This is a genomic window from Streptomyces sp. NPDC088147 (assembly GCF_044741565.1).
Classification (GTDB): Bacteria; Actinomycetota; Actinomycetes; order Streptomycetales; family Streptomycetaceae; genus Streptomyces.
Genome location: NZ_JBIUSY010000006.1, coordinates 268,718 through 284,944 on the forward strand (window position 1 = coordinate 268,718; position 16,227 = coordinate 284,944).

Below are 16,227 nucleotides of genomic sequence, written 5' to 3' on the forward strand. Positions count from 1 at the left end.
GAGCCACTGATGGACACCGCAACCGGCGCCGCGCAGGCCGCGCCACCGCCCGGACACGCCGTACCACCGCGGAGAGCGGTCCCGGAGCGGGATGATCTCGCCGGGCTGAAGGTCGTGCCCGCGCGCCACTACTGGCGCTGGGTGGCGGGCGCGGCCGCGCTTGTCGTGGTCGCCCAGTTCACCCACGGTCTGATCACCAACCCGGGCTGGGACTGGGACACCTTCTTCCTGTACCTGTCCGCCGACACCGTGCTGAACGCCGTCTGGGTGACGCTCCAGCTCACCGTGTACGGCACGGCGCTCGGCTTCGCGCTGGGCGTCGTCCTCGCCTTCATGCGGCTGAGCCGGAGCGTCATCCTCCAGACGGTGGCGTGGACGTACATCTGGGCCTTCCGTTCGATCCCGCTCATCGTGCAGCTGCTGTTCTGGTTCAATCTCGCCTATCTCTACAAGGAGTTGGGGATCGGTATCCCCTTCGGTCCCGTCCTGTGGAGTTTCGACACGCTCAACCTGGTGAGCGCGCTGTCCGCCGCTGTCATCGGGCTCGCCCTGCACCAGGCCGCCTACGCCGCGGAGATCGTCCGCGGCGGCATCATCTCGGTCGACGCCGGGCAGCTGGAGGCGGCGGCGGCCCTGGGCATCCCCCGGCTGCGGCAGCTGCGCCGCGTCCTGCTGCCCCAGGCGATGCGCGGCATCCTGCCCAACGCCGCCAACGAGGTGATCTCCCTCTTCAAGGGGACCTCGATCGTCTCGGTGATGGCGATCGGGGAGCTGTTCTACCAGGTGCAGGTGATCTACGGCCGCAACGGGCGGGTCGTACCGCTGCTGATGGTCGCGACCGCCTGGTACATCCTGCTGACCACCCTGCTGACCATCGCCCAGTACTACGTGGAGCGGCACTTCGCGCGCGGCGCCGAGCGTACGCCCCCGCCCACACCGCTCCAGCGGGCCCGGTCCTTCACCCGCAGGATCCGGGCCGCTGCCGCCACCGGAGGTATCCAGAAATGAGCACCGACTCGGAATCGGTCACCGGCACCGCCGTCACGGCCACACCCGCCGGTCCGTCCGCCGACGGCGGTCTGATGGTCGAGGTGCGCGGCGTCCACAAGAGCTTCGGCGCGCTCGAAGTGCTGCGCGGGGTCGACCTCCAGGTCCGCGCCGGCGAGGTCACCGTCGTACTGGGCCCGTCGGGCTCGGGAAAGTCGACGCTGCTGCGCAGCATCAACCATCTCGAAAAGCTCAACCGGGGATACATCAGTATCGACGGCGAGCTGATCGGCTACCGCCGTGCGGGCTCCAAGCTGCACGAACTCAAGGAACGGGAGGTGCTGAAGCAGCGGCTGCACATCGGGTTCGTCTTCCAGAACTTCAATCTGTTCCCGCATCTCACGGTGGTCGAGAACATCGTCGAGGCGCCGATCTCGGCGCTGCGCAGGCCCCGCAAAGCCGCCGTGGAGCAGGCCGGACGGCTGCTGGAGCGGGTGGGCCTCGCGGACAAGGCCGACGCCTATCCGCGTCAGCTCTCCGGCGGCCAGCAGCAGCGCGTGGCCATCGCCCGCGCCCTGGCGCTGGAACCGAAGGTGCTGCTCTTCGACGAGCCGACCTCCGCGCTCGACCCCGAGCTGGTGGGTGAGGTCCTCGATGTCATCAAGGACCTGGCCCGTACCGGCACCACCATGATCGTCGTCACCCATGAGATCGGCTTCGCCCGCGAAGTCGCCGACACCGTCGTCTTCATGGACGACGGAGTGATCGTCGAGCAGGGTCCGCCGGCGGATGTGCTCGACCGCCCGCGGCACGCGCGTACGAAGGCGTTCCTGTCCAAGGTCCTGTGACGTCCGTCCGCTCGTCCCTCTCTCCGTCCGTCCACACCGTCATCCGTGCGTCCACACCGTCATCCGTCCGTCGTTGCGTTCCGCCACCCTGCCGAGGAGTCCTCCGTGCCGCCCCGTCGCCGTCCCCTCCGTATCACCGCCGCCCTGCTCGGCCTCGCCACCACGTTCTCGCTCGCCGCCTGTGGCAACTCCGCCGACGGCAGCACCGACAAGGCGGTGCCCGAGGCCGGCGACCAGAAGGGGGTCCAGATCAATCTGGGCCCCGACCAGAAGCGGATCACCACGCCCACGGTGGATTCCATAGCGGCGCTCGTCCCGGCGGAGATCCGTGAGCGCGGCACCCTTGAGGTCGTCAACTCGGCCGGTTCCGTGCCTCCGCTCGACTTCTACGCCACCGACGACAAGACCGTGATCGGGGTGGAGCCGGACCTCGCCTCGCTGATCGCGAACGTCCTCGGCCTGAAGCCGCACTACAACACCGTCGACTGGGCGAACATCTTCGTCGGTCTCGACAGCGGCAAGTACGACCTCGGCCTCAGCAACATCACGGTCACCGAGGAGCGCAAGGAGAAGTACGACTTCGCGACCTACCGTCTGGACAACATCGCCTTCGAGTCCAAGAAGGGCAGCGACTGGCGGGTGAAGGGCCCGGCGGACGTGGCGGGCAGGACGATCGGGGTCGCCTCGGGCACCAACCAGGAGAAGCTGCTGGTCGACTGGAGCAAGGCCAATGTGGAGAAGGGCCTGAAGCCCACCGAGATCAAGATCTACCAGAACTCCAGCGACTACTATCTGGCGCTCGGCTCCGGCCGTCTCGACGCGTACCTCGGCCCCAACCCGGTGGCCGCGTACCACTCCGCCTCCACCGGCGAGACCGAGATCATCGGAACGTTCTCGGGCGCCGGGGACGAGGTCCAGGGCAAGATCGCGGCCACCACCAAGAAGGACAACGGTCTGGTGAAGGCGTTCCAGCAGGCGATCGACACCGTCATCGAGAACGGTACGTACCAGAAGGTGCTGGAGCGGTGGGGGCTGGCGAACGAGGCCGTGTCCTCCTCCGAACTCAACCCCGTGGGACTGCCGAAGACCGCTCCGTAGCCGGACGGCCCCCTCATACCGGTCCCGGATCCGCTGACGGGAGACAGCACGGTGCGGGACCCACCGGGGCCGGGGCATCCCCACCGGGGCGGCCGGCGGGGATGCCCCGGCCCGCTCGGCAGGCCCGAAGCACGTCCCAAGCACGTCCGAAGCACGCCGTGGCCGCGCCGGGCCGTACGTCCGAACGGGTTGTCGCCGTCCCCGGCCGTGTGTCGTCCGGCGCGGGTGGGGCCGGTGGCACGGTCCGCCGAAGAGACTCGCGGGTGTGACGGATACCCAGGGACACGAAGGCCCGGACGGCCGGGGCAAGGACCCGGGCGGCACCTCCCCCGCGCCGCTCTCCGTGCCGGAGCTGGACGCCGAGCAGTCCACGATGCTGCGGCTGGTCGGGCGGGAGTGGGAGCGGGTGTCCGCCACCCCCGACGCCTGGCGTCGTGCGCTGCCCGTGGACCCCGATACCGGCAGCTACCCGGAGCCCGCGCAGATCGTCCCGGCCCGCTTCGGCCGTTTCGTGCAGGTGCCGGTGCTCAGCGCGCCGCCGTCCGAGGCCACGGACAGCGAGATCGTCACGCCTCTCGGCCGGTTCGGCGCCTTCGTCCGGCGGGTGACGCTGGGGGCGCCGCTGAAGAGCACGGCCATCGCGCGGGAGCGTATGCGCAAGCTGATCGCGCTGCCGGTGCTCTCCGCCGACGCGCTGTCGTCGGTGGCGTACGGCCCCGAGGCGCTGCTGGCCGTCCTGGTGCTCGGGGGTACCGCGGGGCTCGCGTACTCGGTGCCGGTGGCCCTCGCGATCATCTTCCTGATGCTGGCCGTCGGGCTGTCGTACCGTCAGACGATCCGGGCGTATCCGCAGGGAGGCGGGTCGTACATCGTCGCCACGGACAACCTGGGGCGGGTGCCGGGGCTGGTGGCGGCGGCCGGTCTGATGACGGACTACGTGCTGACCGTCGCCGTCTCGGTCTCCTCGGGGATGGCGGCGGTCACCTCCGCGGTCCCCGGGCTGGCGGATGACGCCGTGCTGATCGGTGTGCTGGTCATCGCCGTGCTGCTGGCGGGGAATCTACGAGGTGTCCGGCAGGCCGGGGCGCTGTTCGCCGCGCCCACCTACGCCTTCATCATCGCCATCGCCGCGCTGGTCGCCGTCGGTGTGTACGACGCGGCCGGCCGGGACTTCGAACCCGTACCGACCCCGCCGCTGCACGCGGTCGAGGGCGTCGGTCTGCTGCTGGTGATGCGCGCCTTCGCCTCGGGGTCGACGGCGATGACCGGTATCGAGGCGATCTCGAACGCGGTGCCCGCCTTCAAACCGGTCTCCTGGCGCAACGCGCGCACGACGCTGTCCTGGATGATCGGGCTGCTCATCGCGCTGTTCGCCGGCACGATGGCGATGGTCTATCTGGAGGGTGTGATCCCCGAGTCGCAGGAGACGGTGCTGTCCCAACTGGCCCATCGCAGCTTCGGTTCCGGCCCCATGTACGTCGTCACACAGGCGGCGACCGCGCTGGTGCTCCTGCTGGCGGCGAACACGGCGTACAACGACTTCCCCCGGGTGCTGTACCTGCTGGCGCGCGACAACCACGCACCACGGATCTTTCTGCGTCTCGGCGACCGGCTGGCCTTCAGCAACGGGATCATTCTGCTCTCCGTGGCCGCGGTCTGCGTCTACGTCGCGTTCGAGGGGAAGACGGCCTCGCTGATTCCGCTGTACGCCGTCGGGGTGTTCCTCGCCTTCACGCTGTCGCAGAGCGGGATGGTGATGCACTGGTGGCGCGGGCGCGACCGGCACTGGCGCAAGAGCCTCTGTTTCAACGCCACCGGCGCGCTGCTCTCGGCGGTGGTCTTCATCACCGCCGGGATCACCAAGTTCACCGAGGGAGCCTGGCTCGCGATTCTCACCGTCGCCCTGTTCCTGCTGGTGACGACGCGGATCCGGCGTCACTACGACCAGGTCGCGGAGGCGCTGCGGCTGCATCCCCAGACGATCGAGGTCCCCAGCCGTACGATCACACCGCAGCCGTGCGCGGAGCCGCCGCCCGGTGCCGGGGCCCCGTCGGCCAGGACGAAGTACCCGGAGACCGAGGAGACACCGGAGGAGATCCGTCATCTCTCGGTCGTCCCGGTCGACGCGCTGCATCAGGCGAGCATGCGCGCGCTGGCGTACGCCGCCTCCCTCCAGCAGCCCCTGCTGGTGCTGCATGTCAGCCCCAGCGACGAGGACGCCGAGCGGTTCCGCGAGGCCTGGCAGCTGTGGGGCGACCATCTTCCGCTGCGGATCGTCCTCTCCCCCTATCGGGCTACGGTGGCGCCGCTCATCAGCTATCTCGAATCCCTGCACCACCAACGCCCCGATCTGACCATCACGGTGATCCTGCCGGAGATCGTCGAACGGCACTGGTGGCACCGTCTGCTCCACAGCCCGCTGGCGGGACGGCTGCGGCGCGCGCTCCGGTCGCTCCCGAAGATCGTGGTGACCACCGTTCCGTTCCATGTCTGAGCCATGGGTGCGGAATGACCACTCATCATCCCAATTGGCCGGTTTGTAACCTGTCACTTAGCGTGGGCGGTGCATTGCCCAGACAGGGCATTAGGCATCTACATGAGGAGCCCATCGATGCTTTCTCAGACCGTCCGGCCGAGAGAAATCACTCTGGACCACCACGCGTTGACCCTGGCGATGGCAGAACCCGAGGCACCCTTCAGCGACGCGCCTGTCTATGCGCCGGAAGCGGGGGGCGTGCTGCTCCTGCTGGCTCTCCTTTCGCCGAAGGAGCCGAAGGAGCCGAAGGGCCTGTGAACCCCGACCGGTCGCGGACCGCCTATCAGGAATCAGCGGCCGGCCTGGCACGACGTGCCCTCGGTGCCCTGCGGGGCACCGAGGGCACGGCCATGGTCGCCGCCCATGTCGAGAGCGCCCAGGACCCCGGGGCCGCGCTGGCCGCCATCCGGATCCTCGGCGCCGATACCTTCGCGCCGGTCGTGCTGGCGGGTGCACCCCTCCACCACGAGGACGCGCAGGCCATCGCCCTGGCGTTCGCCGCGCTGCCGCCCGCGCGGGACGCGCCGCTCCCGCCGCCCGCCGGGCCGGAGGGCCCCTGGCTGATGGCCTGGCGCGACTGGGGCACCGTCACTCTGCTGACCGTGCTCACGGGCGGTGACGGCGTGCGGCTGACGGCGCCGCGGCCGGCGCACCCGGCGGACTCCGCACCGGCCGACGACGCGGCGGGCTGGGCCGAATGGTCCGTCAGAATGGGGCAGTTGTCCACACTGGCGCTGCCGGGGCTGGACGGTCCGGTGCATGACGCCGCCCGCAGATCACCGCTGGCTCTCGCGCGCGGGGCGACCCGTGCCGTACTGCGCCGGGACTACCCCACCGCCGCCCGGATCGCGCGCTGGCTCGCCTGGCTGCGCTCGGACGGTCTGAGACTGCCGCTCGACGCGGCTCCGCTGGTGGAGCACATCGGCTCGCTGGCCTGCGGGGAGCGACTGGCGCTGGACACGGCGATCTCCCGTCGGCTGATCGCCATGTGACCAGGACCCGGCCCCGTGCCCCTCCTCATCTTCCGGCCCCTCCTCACCTTCCGGCCCCTCCTCACCTTCCGGCCCCTCTGATCCTCCGCACAAGCCACCCGGATCCCGCACTCACACCGATCGGACCGAGACCCGATGGCCATGCCCGTCACAGAAGCCGCCCACCGGATCGCCTCCCAGGCGCTGACCTGGCTCCATACCCAGCGGGAGCACGGCGCCCTGCCGCCCGACACCACCGCCGAACTCGCCGAGCCCGACAGCGTGTACAAGCCGCTGGGCGAGACCGCGCTCGCCGCCTCGCTCGTCCTGCGCGAGGGCGTGGCCGGCTCCGCCGAACTACGGCTCGCCCGCGAACTGCTGGACTTCAGCTGGAAGCAGCTCGGGGGCGGTGTCATGCTCCATGAGCGGCTGCTGCGCTATCCGATGATGACCGACCCGTTGGAGACATACGCCCACTTCGCCCGCTGCGGCTACCGCCACGAAGCACTGGACCGGCTGCTGACGCACACCACCTCGCTGCGTTCGGCGCGGGCGGCGGAGATGCTGCCGAACCGCCGCCTCGCCGTCGCCAACGCGGCGCGGATCGGCGGATTCGACCGGGGCGGCCTCGCCACCGACTGGGCCACGCTGTCCCGCGCCACCTGGCTGGGCGCGTGCCCGGAGCCCTGGTTCATCGACTGGATGACCGCCTACTGCATGACGCACACCGTCTTCCATCTCACCGACTGGGGCCGGCTGCCCTCGGGGCTGCCGGGCGAGGTCGCCCAGTACCTCACTCGCTGGCTGCCCGCCTGGATCGACATCTGGGCCGAGATCGGAGAATGGGACCTGGTCGCCGAGCTGCTGATCGTCGGCGACTGTCTCCCCGAGCCGTACCGCGATCCGGCCGCGTGGGAACGGCTGGCCGTGATCCAGCACGCGGACGGGCTGATGCCCCGTGACGGCCATTCCGTCAGCGAGGATCCCGCCGAACGCTTCGCCGCGCACCACCACACCACCGTCGTCGCGGTGGTCGCCGGAACCCTCACCGTCTCCCGTGCCCTCGGCGCCCGGTCGTGACGCCGGGCGCGGCGGGGGCCGAGGAGGCGACCGGAACGACGCGACCGACGGGGACGAAAGAGGACGCGGGGACGACGGGGACCGGCGAGGGCGCCGGGGCGGGCGGGACCGCGATGTACATGGCGAACGCCGATGGCGGGCCGCTCCCGCCCGACTGGGCGCGTCGTCCCGCCGACGCCATCAGGGCGGCGGCGCCGCGCACCGGCGCGGTCGCGGTCGCGCTGCGCCACGGCGACCGGCGGGCCATCGTGACGTACGGCAGCACCTCGCACCACGGCGGGATCCCCGTCACGGCGGACACCCGGTTCGAGATCGGTTCCCTCACGAAGTGCTTCACGGCGCTGCTGCTCGCCGAGCAAGTGGCCCGGGGCGAGGTGGCGTACGGCGATCCGCTGGCCCGGTTCCTGCCGCCGGAAGCCCTCCCCCGGCCGCGCGGCGGACCCATCACGCTGCTTCATCTGGCCACCCACACCTCGGGGCTGCCCCGGCTGCCCCCGGGGTTCCTCGGCGGCGCGGCGGCGGACTGGTTCTCCAATCCGTACGCCCATCTCTTCACCGCCGATCTGTTGCGCGCCCTGGCGAGGACACGTCCGCACGCCCGCCCCGGCGAGCGCGTGCGGTACTCCAACTTCGGTGTGGGGCTGCTCGGTCATCTCCTCACCCGCGCCGCGCCCGGTGGCGGACCGGGGTACGGGGACCTCCTCGCGGCCCGGGTGCTCGGCCCGCTCGGGCTGACTCGCACCAGTTGCGGGCCGGACCTTCCGCAGGCCACCGGCTACTGGCACGGACGCGCCAGGCCGCCGTGGCTGATCCCCGGGCTCGCGGGCGCCGGCGCGCTCCGGTCCAGCGCGCGTGATCTGCTGAGGCTCCTCGATGTCGTCCTGGACGCCGCGCCGGACGTCCCGTCGAGTGCCGCGCCGTCGGTGCCGGTGCCGGACACGTTGCGTACCGCGCTGGTGGACGTGGTCCGCCCCCGGCTCGCCCTGCGCGACGGCGGTAAGCGGCTGGCGCTGGTCTGGAACATCCGCGTCCGTCCGGACGGCGAGGTCTACCACCACTCCGGCGGCACCCGCGGATTCAGCTCCTTCGCCGGGTTCAGCCCGCGCCACCGGACCGCACTGGTCGCGCTGACGAACGTGAGTCCGGCCGCCGACCAGGCGTTCATCCAGGGCGCGTACCACGCGCTGCTGTCACTGGCGCGGCCCGTCTGACGAGCGCGGCGGAGCCGCGGGTCACCCCCTGACATCGGGCAGATCGGGGCCGATGGTGAGGGTCAGCGTGCCGTGCCCGGCCCCCGCCGAGGGGACGGGGTCGAGGCCGGGGAGTCTCGCGGCCAGGGACCGGGCCTGTTCGGCGAAGCCCTCGGGGTAGATGAGCGTGCTCCGCCCGGCCGGGGCGGGGGCGTTGCCGGTCGCGCTGATCCGGAAGCCGAGGGCGCGCAGCTGTTCGGCGGTCTCGCGGGCCTTGCCGGGGACGTCGGTGCCGTTGAGGACGGTGACCTGAACGGTGCCGGCCGCCGGGGGCAGTTGCTCCGCCGCTTTCAGCAGGCGGTCCCTGGTCATCTCCCGGTCGTGGATGAGGGCGTTGAACAACTGCTGGGCGGCGGGCGGGTTCCAGACGACGTTGGCGGTGTCGCCGGGGACGTCTCTGGCCCGGGGATAGTGGGGGACGGTCAGGAACGTGATCCGTTCCGTGGGCATGCGCTTGATGCCGGACGCCAGGTCGTACAGGGGTTTGAGACCGGCCAGTTCGGGGTCGGTGGTCAGCGATTCGGTGGCCGAGTCGAGGAATCCGTAGAGCGCCCGCGGCTGGTACAGCTGGGCCCTGGCCTTGGTGGCGAGGGCGCGCATGAACTCCTGCTGGCGGCCGATCCGTCCGATGTCCGTTCCGTCGCCGAGGCTGTAGCGGGCGCGTACGTAGCCGAGGGCCTCGCCGTTCTTCACCGTCTGGCAGCCCGCGCGGAGGTCGAGATGGGCCTTCGTGTCGTGGATGGGCACCGGTGGGCAGATCTCGACGCCGCCCAGGGCGTCGACCATGCCGGTGAACCCGCGGAAGTCCACGATCATGAAGTGGTCGACACGGACACGGGTGTTCTGTTCGACGGTCTTGATCGCGCAGGCGGCGGCCTTGGCGGTGTCGCCCGTGGAACCGCCGATGGCGAACGCCTGGTTGATCTTGAAATGATGGGGCGTGGAGACGGCGCCGTCGCCCTGGCCGCACGCGGGGATCCGTACCCACGAGTCACGGGGGAACGACACCACGGTGGCCCACTCGCCGCTGCCGCCGATATGCAGCAGCAGCAGGGTGTCCGACTGCATGGTGGTCAGGTTCTTGCCGAAGGCGCCGCCCTGTCCCTCGCGGCTGTCGGAGCCGATGATCAGGACGTTCTCGCCCCGGCTGGCCCGGGGGCGGTTGTCGCCGAGGGCGTCGTCCACGCCCGCGCCGCGGATGTTTCCGCTCAGCGCGGTGTAGAACCAGCCACCCGCCGCTGCCGTGCCCAGCACCAGGGCGGCGGCGGTCAGGGCGAGCCAGCGGCCGGCCCGGCGGTACTGGTCCCGCCTGCTCGGCCGGCCACGTGGTGAGGGGGCGGGACGGCCCCTCGGGCTCATGGTTGCTGCGTTCACGGCGTCAAGCCCCTTTCGGACGCGGATGGGGATCGGTCCCCGGGGTCCGGATCAGAGCGGCGCGCCGTCGGACTCCCGTGTGGTGAACAGCGGACCCGGCCCGCTGGGCACGGCCATCCGGGGCATCTTCGTGCCGGAGGTGTTCGTCCGGCCGGCGGCGCGGTCGTCGCCACGCACCTCCCGACGTACCTCACGCCACGCCTCACACGCGGCACGCCGCGCGCCTCTCCACCGTGCCCCGCCCCGTACATGCGGACGGCTCTGTCCGGTGGCCCCGTAGCGGGGCGTGGCGTGTAGTGGGTGGTACCGCCGTGATCGGGCGGGCGGTCCGCCGCCCGAGGAGCGGCCGGATCCGAGGAGCCTCATGGGGACCAACACCGGGCGTGCCACCGCGATGGCCTTGGCCCTGCTGTGCGCGACGGTGGTCGCCGGATGTTCGGGCGGCGCCGGTGGTGCCGGTACAGCGGCGAGGACGACAGGGGCGCCCGAGGATCTCGCGGCCTCCGCGTCCGCCATCGCGAGCCCGTCCCCCTCGGCCACGGCGGCCGGCAGGGTGTCCGCGAGGTCCACGTCCCTCGGAAAGATCCTGGTCGACGGTGAGGGGCGGACCCTCTATCTCTTCGAGGCGGACAAGCGGAACAAGTCCACCTGTACGGGTGACTGTGTGAAGATCTGGCCGCCCCTGATCGTCACCGGAAAGCCCGAGGCGGGGACCGGCGGGGTGAAGGGGAACCTGCTCTCCACCACCACGCGCGACAACGGGGCGAAGCAGGTCACCTACAACGGCCACCCCCTGTACCGGTTCACGGGCGACCACAAGCCCGGTGACACCAACGGCCAGGGCGATTACTGGTCCCACGGCACCTGGTACGTCCTCGGCACATCAGGCAAGAAGAACACCACTCCGCAGCAGAACACCGGCGGCGGCTACTAAACCCCGGGAGAAGTGATGTCCTCAGCGCCCACCGGCGTCCGCTCGGGTTCCGGCCGGAGACTCCGTCCGCTGCGCGGAGCGGCCCGATTGCTGGCCGCCGCCGGTCTCGCGTGGGACGCCTATCTCCACGCCTATCTGGCCGACCAGTACGACGTGGTCACCGCGACCATCAGCCAGGGCGACCTCTTCCGCGTCGAGGCCGCACTGGCGTCGCTCGCGGCGCTGTTCGTGCTGGTCTGGCAGCGGCTGCCCGGGGATCTCTTCGCGTGGTGTGTGGCGGTCGGCGGCCTGGCGCTGCTGCTGGTCTACCGCTATGTCGATGTCGGCCAGCTGGGCCCGATCCCGAACATGTACGAGCCCATCTGGTACGGCGACAAGAAACTCACGGTCGTCGCCGAGGCGATCGCCGTGGTCGCGACCGCCTTTCTGCTGATCACCCACCCGTGGGCGCACCGCGGCCGTCGCCGCGCGGGCCGTCGTGCCCGCCGGACCTGAGGGATCCACCGTCCGCCGTCCGCCGCCCGGCACACCGCGCCGCGCCGCGCCGCCGTACCGCGCCCCGCCGACGGATCATCAGATCGCGTGTGCCGTGTGTTGCCGCGACATTGCGGGTTCATGGCCATGCGCGCGGCGCGCTTCCTGCCATGACGCGGCGGCTCTACGGTCCGTAATCAAGCGATCCCGCCAGTCAAGCGATCCCGCTGTCACAAGAACCCGTGCGAGGCCAGATATGAGCCAGCCCGTCGACTCCATCACCGGGGGACACACTCCCGAGGACACCTCCCGGCAGGACGCCGGGCCCTCGTGGTCCTTCGAGACCAAGCAGATCCACGCGGGGGCCGAGCCCGATCCGACGACCGGCGCCCGTGCGGTGCCGATCTACCAGACGACGTCGTTCGTCTTCAAGGACACCCAGCACGCGGCCGATCTGTTCTCCCTCGCCGAACCCGGCAATATCTACACCCGGATCCACAACCCCACGCAGGACGTCCTGGAGCAGCGGATCGCCGCTCTGGAGGGCGGGGTGGCCGCCGTCGCGCTCGCGTCGGGGCAGGCCGCCGAGACGCTGGCGATCCTGACGCTGGCCCGCGCCGGGGACCACATCGTCTCCAGCACCTCGCTGTACGGCGGGACGTACAACCTCTTCCGGCACACGCTCCCCCGGTTCGGCATCGAGGTGTCCTTCGTCGACGACCCGGACGACATCGACGCCTGGCGGGCCGCCGTACGCCCCAACACCAAGGCGCTGTTCGCGGAGACGCTGGGCAATCCGCGCGGCAATGTCCTGGACGTACGGGCGGTGGCGGACGCGGCGCACGACGCCGGACTGCCGCTGATCGTCGACAACACCGTCCCGACGCCGTATCTGCTCCGTCCGATCGAGCACGGCGCGGACATCGTGGTGCACTCGGCGACGAAGTTCCTCGGCGGGCACGGCACCACCATCGGCGGGGTGGTGGTCGACGGGGGCACCTTCGACTTCGGCGCGCACGCCGAGCGGTTCGCGGATTTCCACACCCCGGACGACAGTTACCACGGGCTGCGCTACTGGCCGGATCTGGGCGCCGGCGCCTTCGCGGTGAAGCTGCGGGTCCAGCTGCTGCGTGACATCGGCCCCGCGCTCTCCCCTCACTCCGCGTTCCTGCTGCTCCAGGGCGTGGAGACGCTCAGCCTGCGCGTCGAGCGGCACACGTCCAACGCGCTGGCCCTCGCCGAGTGGCTGGAACAGCGCGACGAGGTCGCCGCCGTCCACTACCCGGGGCTGGCGTCCAACCGCTGGTACGAGGCCGGGCGGCGCTACCTCCCGCACGGCGCGGGCGCGGTCCTCGCGTTCGAACTGCGCGACGGGGTCGAGGCGGGCAAGAGGTTCGTGGACGGGGTCGAACTCTTCAGCCATCTCGCCAATATCGGTGATGTACGCAGCCTCATCATCCATCCGGCGTCGACCACCCACAGCCAGCTCGGCGAGAAGGAGCTCGCGGCGACGGGCACCGCTCCGGGGCTGGTGCGGCTCTCGGTGGGGCTGGAGAACGTGGCCGATCTCAAGGCCGATCTGGAGGCGGGGTTCCGCGCCGCGAAGGCGGCGTCCTGAACACCTCCGCCGAACCGGCCACGCTCCCCCTCCCGCCGGCCACCGGTGGCTGGCAGGAAGGGGATCCGGCCGGCCGCCGCTCCTGGGTGACGCTCGACGGTCCGCTCCCGCTGGAGGCGGGCGGAGCGCTGCCCGGGGTCCGGCTCGCGTACGAGACCTGGGGGCGGCTCGCCGCCGACGGCTCGAACGCGGTGCTGGTCCTGCACGCGCTGACGGGGGACAGCCATGTCGCGGGACCGGCCGGGCCGGGGCATCCCACTGGGGGGTGGTGGGATGCCCTGGTCGGCCCCGGCCTGGCGCTCGACACGGGCCGGTGGTTCGTGGTCGCCCCGAACGTGCTCGGCGGCTGCCAGGGCAGTACGGGCCCCTCGTCGGCGCGGCCGGGCGGGGGCCGCTGGGGGCCGGAGTTCCCGTATCTGACGCAGCGTGACCAGGTGGCCGCCGAGGCGGCCCTCGCCGACGCGTTGGGGATCGCGCGCTGGGCCGCCGTCATCGGCGGGTCCATGGGCGGTATGCGGGCGCTCGAATGGGCCGTGGGCCGCCCGGAGCGCACGGGCTCGCTGCTGGTGCTCGCGTGTCCCGCCGCCGCCTCCGCGGAGCAGATCGCCTGGGGCTCCGTCCAGATCGCGGCGATCCGCTCGGACCCGGCGTGGCAGGAGGGCCGTTACCACGACGCGCCGGCCGGTGGCGGTCCGTACCGGGGGCTGGGGATAGCCCGCCGTATCGCGCATGTGACCTATCGCAGCGAGCCGGAGCTCGGCGCCCGGTTCGGCCGGGGACCGCAGCCGGGCGGCCATCCCTGGCGGGGCGGCCGGTACCAGGTCGAGTCGTATCTCGACCATCACGCCGCGAAGCTGGTGCGCCGGTTCGACGCCGGAAGTTATGTGACGCTCACCGAGGCGATGAACGGCCATGACGTGGGCCGGGGCCGCGGTGGCGTCGCGGCGGCCCTGCGCCGCGTCCGGATGCCGGCCCTGGTCGCCGGGGTCGACTCCGACCGGCTCTATCCGCCGGCCCAGCAGGCGGAGCTGGCCGCCGCGATCCCCGGGGCCGACCGGCTCAGAACCATCGAGTCGCCGTACGGACACGACGGCTTCCTGATCGAGACCGCGCAGGTGGGCGCTCTGATCGAGGAGTTGCTGTGCCGGGCGTGAGACGCCTGGTGGTCCGGCGGGGCGGCGGCCCACCTGGTATCACGGAGCGGCGGGCACCGTGGGCGTCGCGGGCAGCAGATGGTCGCCCGTCCTGTCCGTGCTCAGGCAGAGCGAGCAGACCACCGCGTCGTGGGTGAGGCAGGCGGCCAGGTCGGGCCGTTCGAACTCCTGCCGGCACACATGGCAGGCGTACGTCGTCGCGCTGGGGTTTCCCTCGGCGTCGAGCAGCGGCTCGCCGATCCCGTCGTCGGTGCGCCGGAGGTAGTAACGGCCCTTGGTGGCGACGGCCATGAGCGGGGTGACGACGAACGCGATCACGGCGGCGGCGACGGGTGAGTACGGCTGGAGCGTGTCGCCCAGCGCGTGGAAGTACATGGCGATCGAGAGTCCGGACGCGGCCATGAAGGCCACCACGCCCACCGGGTTGACCGCGTAGAGCATGCCACGGCGGAACTCGGGCGCGTGCGGGGAGAGTTTGAGCAGATATTTGTTGATCATGATGTCCGTGGCGACGGTCACGACCCAGGCGATCGCGCAGTTGGAGTAGAACCCCAGGATGCTGTTGAGGAAGCTGAACATGTCGGCCTCCATCAGGATCAGCGCGAACGCCAGATTGACCAGGACGAAGATCATGCGGCCCGGGTAGTGCTTGGTGACGCGGGTGACGGAGTTCGTCCATGCCAGCGAGCCGGAGTAGGCGTTGGTGACATTGATCTTGATCTGGCTGATCACGACCAGCACCACGGCCAGCGGTACGACCAGCCAGGACGGCATCATCGCGTCGAAGGCGCCGCGGAACTGCTGAATGGGTTCGGTGGCCGCCGCCGGCCCCACCTCGGAGAGGATGTAGACGGCCAGGAAGACCCCCATGGCCTGCTTGAGCGCGCCGAGCACCACCCAGCCGGGGCCGGCCATCACCACGGCCGTCCACCAACCGCGCTTGTTCGCCTCGGTCTTGGGCGGCATGAAGCGCAAGTAGTCGATCTGCTCGCCGATCTGGGCGATGAGCGACAGGCACACGCCCGCGCCCAGCAGTACGGAAGCGGTGTTGACGCCGCCGTCGCCGTCGGTTCCCGCGTACGCGAGGAAACGGTTCACCGTGTCCGGGTCGTTGGCGACCAGATAGACCAGCGGACCGACCATCAGCAGCAGCCAGACGGGAGTCGTCCAGACCTGGAGTTTGCTGAGCGCCTTCATCCCGTAGATGACCAGCGGGATCACCATGAGGGTGGAGACGAGATAGCCCAGCCACAGCGGCAGTCCGAAGCCCAGTTTCAGCCCCTGCGCCATGATCGAGCCTTCGAGGGCGAAGAAGATGAAGGTGAAGCTGGCGAAGATGACACTGGTCAGCACGGACCCGTAGTAACCGAAGCCGGAGCCCCGGGTGATGAGGTCCAGATCGATGTTGTACCGCGCTCCGTAGTACGCGAGCGGGAATCCGGTGATGAAGATGACGGCCGCCGCGAGGCCGATCGCGGCCAGCGCGTTCCCGGTGCCGTGGGTGAGCCCGATACCGGCGCCGATGGAGAAGTCGGCGAGGTAGGCGATGCCGCCGAGCGCGGTGGTCGCCACGACCATGGGCGTCCAGCGGCGGTAACTGCGCGGCGCGAACCGGAGGGTGTAGTCCTCCAGGGTCTCGCTGACCGCCCGGTCGTCGGTTCCCGTGGTGTCCGTCGCGGTCGCCGCGGCCGTCCCGGCCCGATGGGGCTCCGGATGGCTGTCGGGGGCTATCAGCCGTGGTTCGGTGCTCATGCCACGCCTCCTGGGGGCCGGGGTGGGGCGGGAGCGGCTTCCCCCGCGGGGGACCTGCCCACGCGGGGACAGTAGGCAGTCGGTGTTTCCCACCGGCGTTCACCGGATGACGGAGAGGTTTCCGGGCCGGGCGCCGTCGCGACGCGGGCGG

At 71.0% G+C, this 16,227-nt stretch carries 15 protein-coding genes; 12 read left to right on the plus strand and 3 right to left on the minus strand.

Annotated elements, in window-relative coordinates; genetic code table 11:
* Positions 1 to 9 precede the first annotated feature (9 nt).
* From ACIOGX_RS22065 to ACIOGX_RS22100, 8 genes are all read left to right on the plus strand, one after another.
* Positions 10 to 1,008, plus strand: coding sequence for an amino acid ABC transporter permease (locus ACIOGX_RS22065; protein ID WP_401915480.1), 999 nt, complete (start codon positions 10 to 12; stop codon positions 1,006 to 1,008).
* Between the two features lie 74 nt (positions 1,009 to 1,082).
* Positions 1,083 to 1,835 (plus strand): amino acid ABC transporter ATP-binding protein, encoded by a 753-nt coding sequence (locus ACIOGX_RS22070; RefSeq protein WP_356508198.1) that lies wholly within the window; start codon positions 1,083 to 1,085, stop codon positions 1,833 to 1,835.
* Positions 1,836 to 1,940: 105 nt separating this feature from the next.
* Positions 1,941 to 2,933: an ABC transporter substrate-binding protein gene (locus ACIOGX_RS22075; protein WP_401761657.1), complete on the plus strand. Its 993-nt coding sequence runs from the start codon at positions 1,941 to 1,943 to the stop codon at positions 2,931 to 2,933.
* Positions 2,934 to 3,585: 652 nt separating this feature from the next.
* Positions 3,586 to 5,427 (plus strand): APC family permease, encoded by a 1,842-nt coding sequence (locus ACIOGX_RS22080; protein WP_383967194.1) that lies wholly within the window; start codon positions 3,586 to 3,588, stop codon positions 5,425 to 5,427.
* A gap of 117 nt (positions 5,428 to 5,544) precedes the next feature.
* Complete coding sequence (locus tag ACIOGX_RS22085; protein ID WP_383967170.1) at positions 5,545 to 5,727, plus strand: hypothetical protein; 183 nt, start codon at positions 5,545 to 5,547, stop codon at positions 5,725 to 5,727.
* Positions 5,724 to 6,461 (plus strand): hypothetical protein, encoded by a 738-nt coding sequence (locus ACIOGX_RS22090; RefSeq protein ID WP_356507767.1) that lies wholly within the window; start codon positions 5,724 to 5,726, stop codon positions 6,459 to 6,461. The genes ACIOGX_RS22085 and ACIOGX_RS22090 overlap by 4 nt, the downstream gene beginning before the upstream one ends.
* 135 nt (positions 6,462 to 6,596) lie before the next feature.
* Complete coding sequence (locus tag ACIOGX_RS22095) at positions 6,597 to 7,520, plus strand: DUF6895 family protein (protein ID WP_356507769.1); 924 nt, start codon at positions 6,597 to 6,599, stop codon at positions 7,518 to 7,520.
* A 119-nt stretch (positions 7,521 to 7,639) separates the two neighbouring features.
* Positions 7,640 to 8,731: a serine hydrolase domain-containing protein gene (locus tag ACIOGX_RS22100; protein ID WP_401915485.1), complete on the plus strand. Its 1,092-nt coding sequence runs from the start codon at positions 7,640 to 7,642 to the stop codon at positions 8,729 to 8,731.
* A 21-nt stretch (positions 8,732 to 8,752) separates the two neighbouring features.
* Here the strand turns inward: ACIOGX_RS22100 and ACIOGX_RS22105 are convergent, their stop codons facing one another.
* Together ACIOGX_RS22105 and ACIOGX_RS22110 are read right to left on the minus strand one after the other, a co-directional pair.
* Positions 8,753 to 10,144 (minus strand): LCP family protein, encoded by a 1,392-nt coding sequence (locus ACIOGX_RS22105; protein WP_356507773.1) that lies wholly within the window; start codon positions 10,142 to 10,144, stop codon positions 8,753 to 8,755.
* A 51-nt stretch (positions 10,145 to 10,195) separates the two neighbouring features.
* Positions 10,196 to 10,321, minus strand: a complete 126-nt coding sequence (locus ACIOGX_RS22110) for a hypothetical protein (protein ID WP_356507775.1) — start codon at positions 10,319 to 10,321, stop codon at positions 10,196 to 10,198.
* A gap of 187 nt (positions 10,322 to 10,508) precedes the next feature.
* Between ACIOGX_RS22110 and ACIOGX_RS22115 the strand changes: the two genes are divergently transcribed.
* From ACIOGX_RS22115 to ACIOGX_RS22130, 4 genes are all read left to right on the plus strand, one after another.
* Positions 10,509 to 11,078 carry a hypothetical protein gene (locus ACIOGX_RS22115; RefSeq protein ID WP_401915488.1) on the plus strand — a complete coding sequence of 190 codons (570 nt, stop codon included), beginning with the start codon at positions 10,509 to 10,511 and terminating at the stop codon, positions 11,076 to 11,078.
* 15 nt (positions 11,079 to 11,093) lie between these two features.
* Complete coding sequence (locus tag ACIOGX_RS22120) at positions 11,094 to 11,573, plus strand: hypothetical protein (RefSeq protein WP_356507779.1); 480 nt, start codon at positions 11,094 to 11,096, stop codon at positions 11,571 to 11,573.
* Positions 11,574 to 11,808: 235 nt separating this feature from the next.
* Positions 11,809 to 13,170: a bifunctional o-acetylhomoserine/o-acetylserine sulfhydrylase gene (locus ACIOGX_RS22125; protein WP_401915491.1), complete on the plus strand. Its 1,362-nt coding sequence runs from the start codon at positions 11,809 to 11,811 to the stop codon at positions 13,168 to 13,170.
* Positions 13,167 to 14,324 (plus strand): homoserine O-acetyltransferase, encoded by a 1,158-nt coding sequence (locus ACIOGX_RS22130; RefSeq protein ID WP_401762653.1) that lies wholly within the window; start codon positions 13,167 to 13,169, stop codon positions 14,322 to 14,324. The genes ACIOGX_RS22125 and ACIOGX_RS22130 overlap by 4 nt, the downstream gene beginning before the upstream one ends.
* Before the next feature lie 39 nt (positions 14,325 to 14,363).
* On the opposite strand, the gene ACIOGX_RS22135 is transcribed toward ACIOGX_RS22130, so the two are convergent.
* Positions 14,364 to 16,076, minus strand: a complete 1,713-nt coding sequence (locus ACIOGX_RS22135; protein WP_401915494.1) for a purine-cytosine permease family protein — start codon at positions 16,074 to 16,076, stop codon at positions 14,364 to 14,366.
* Between the last annotated feature and the right edge of the window lie 151 nt (positions 16,077 to 16,227).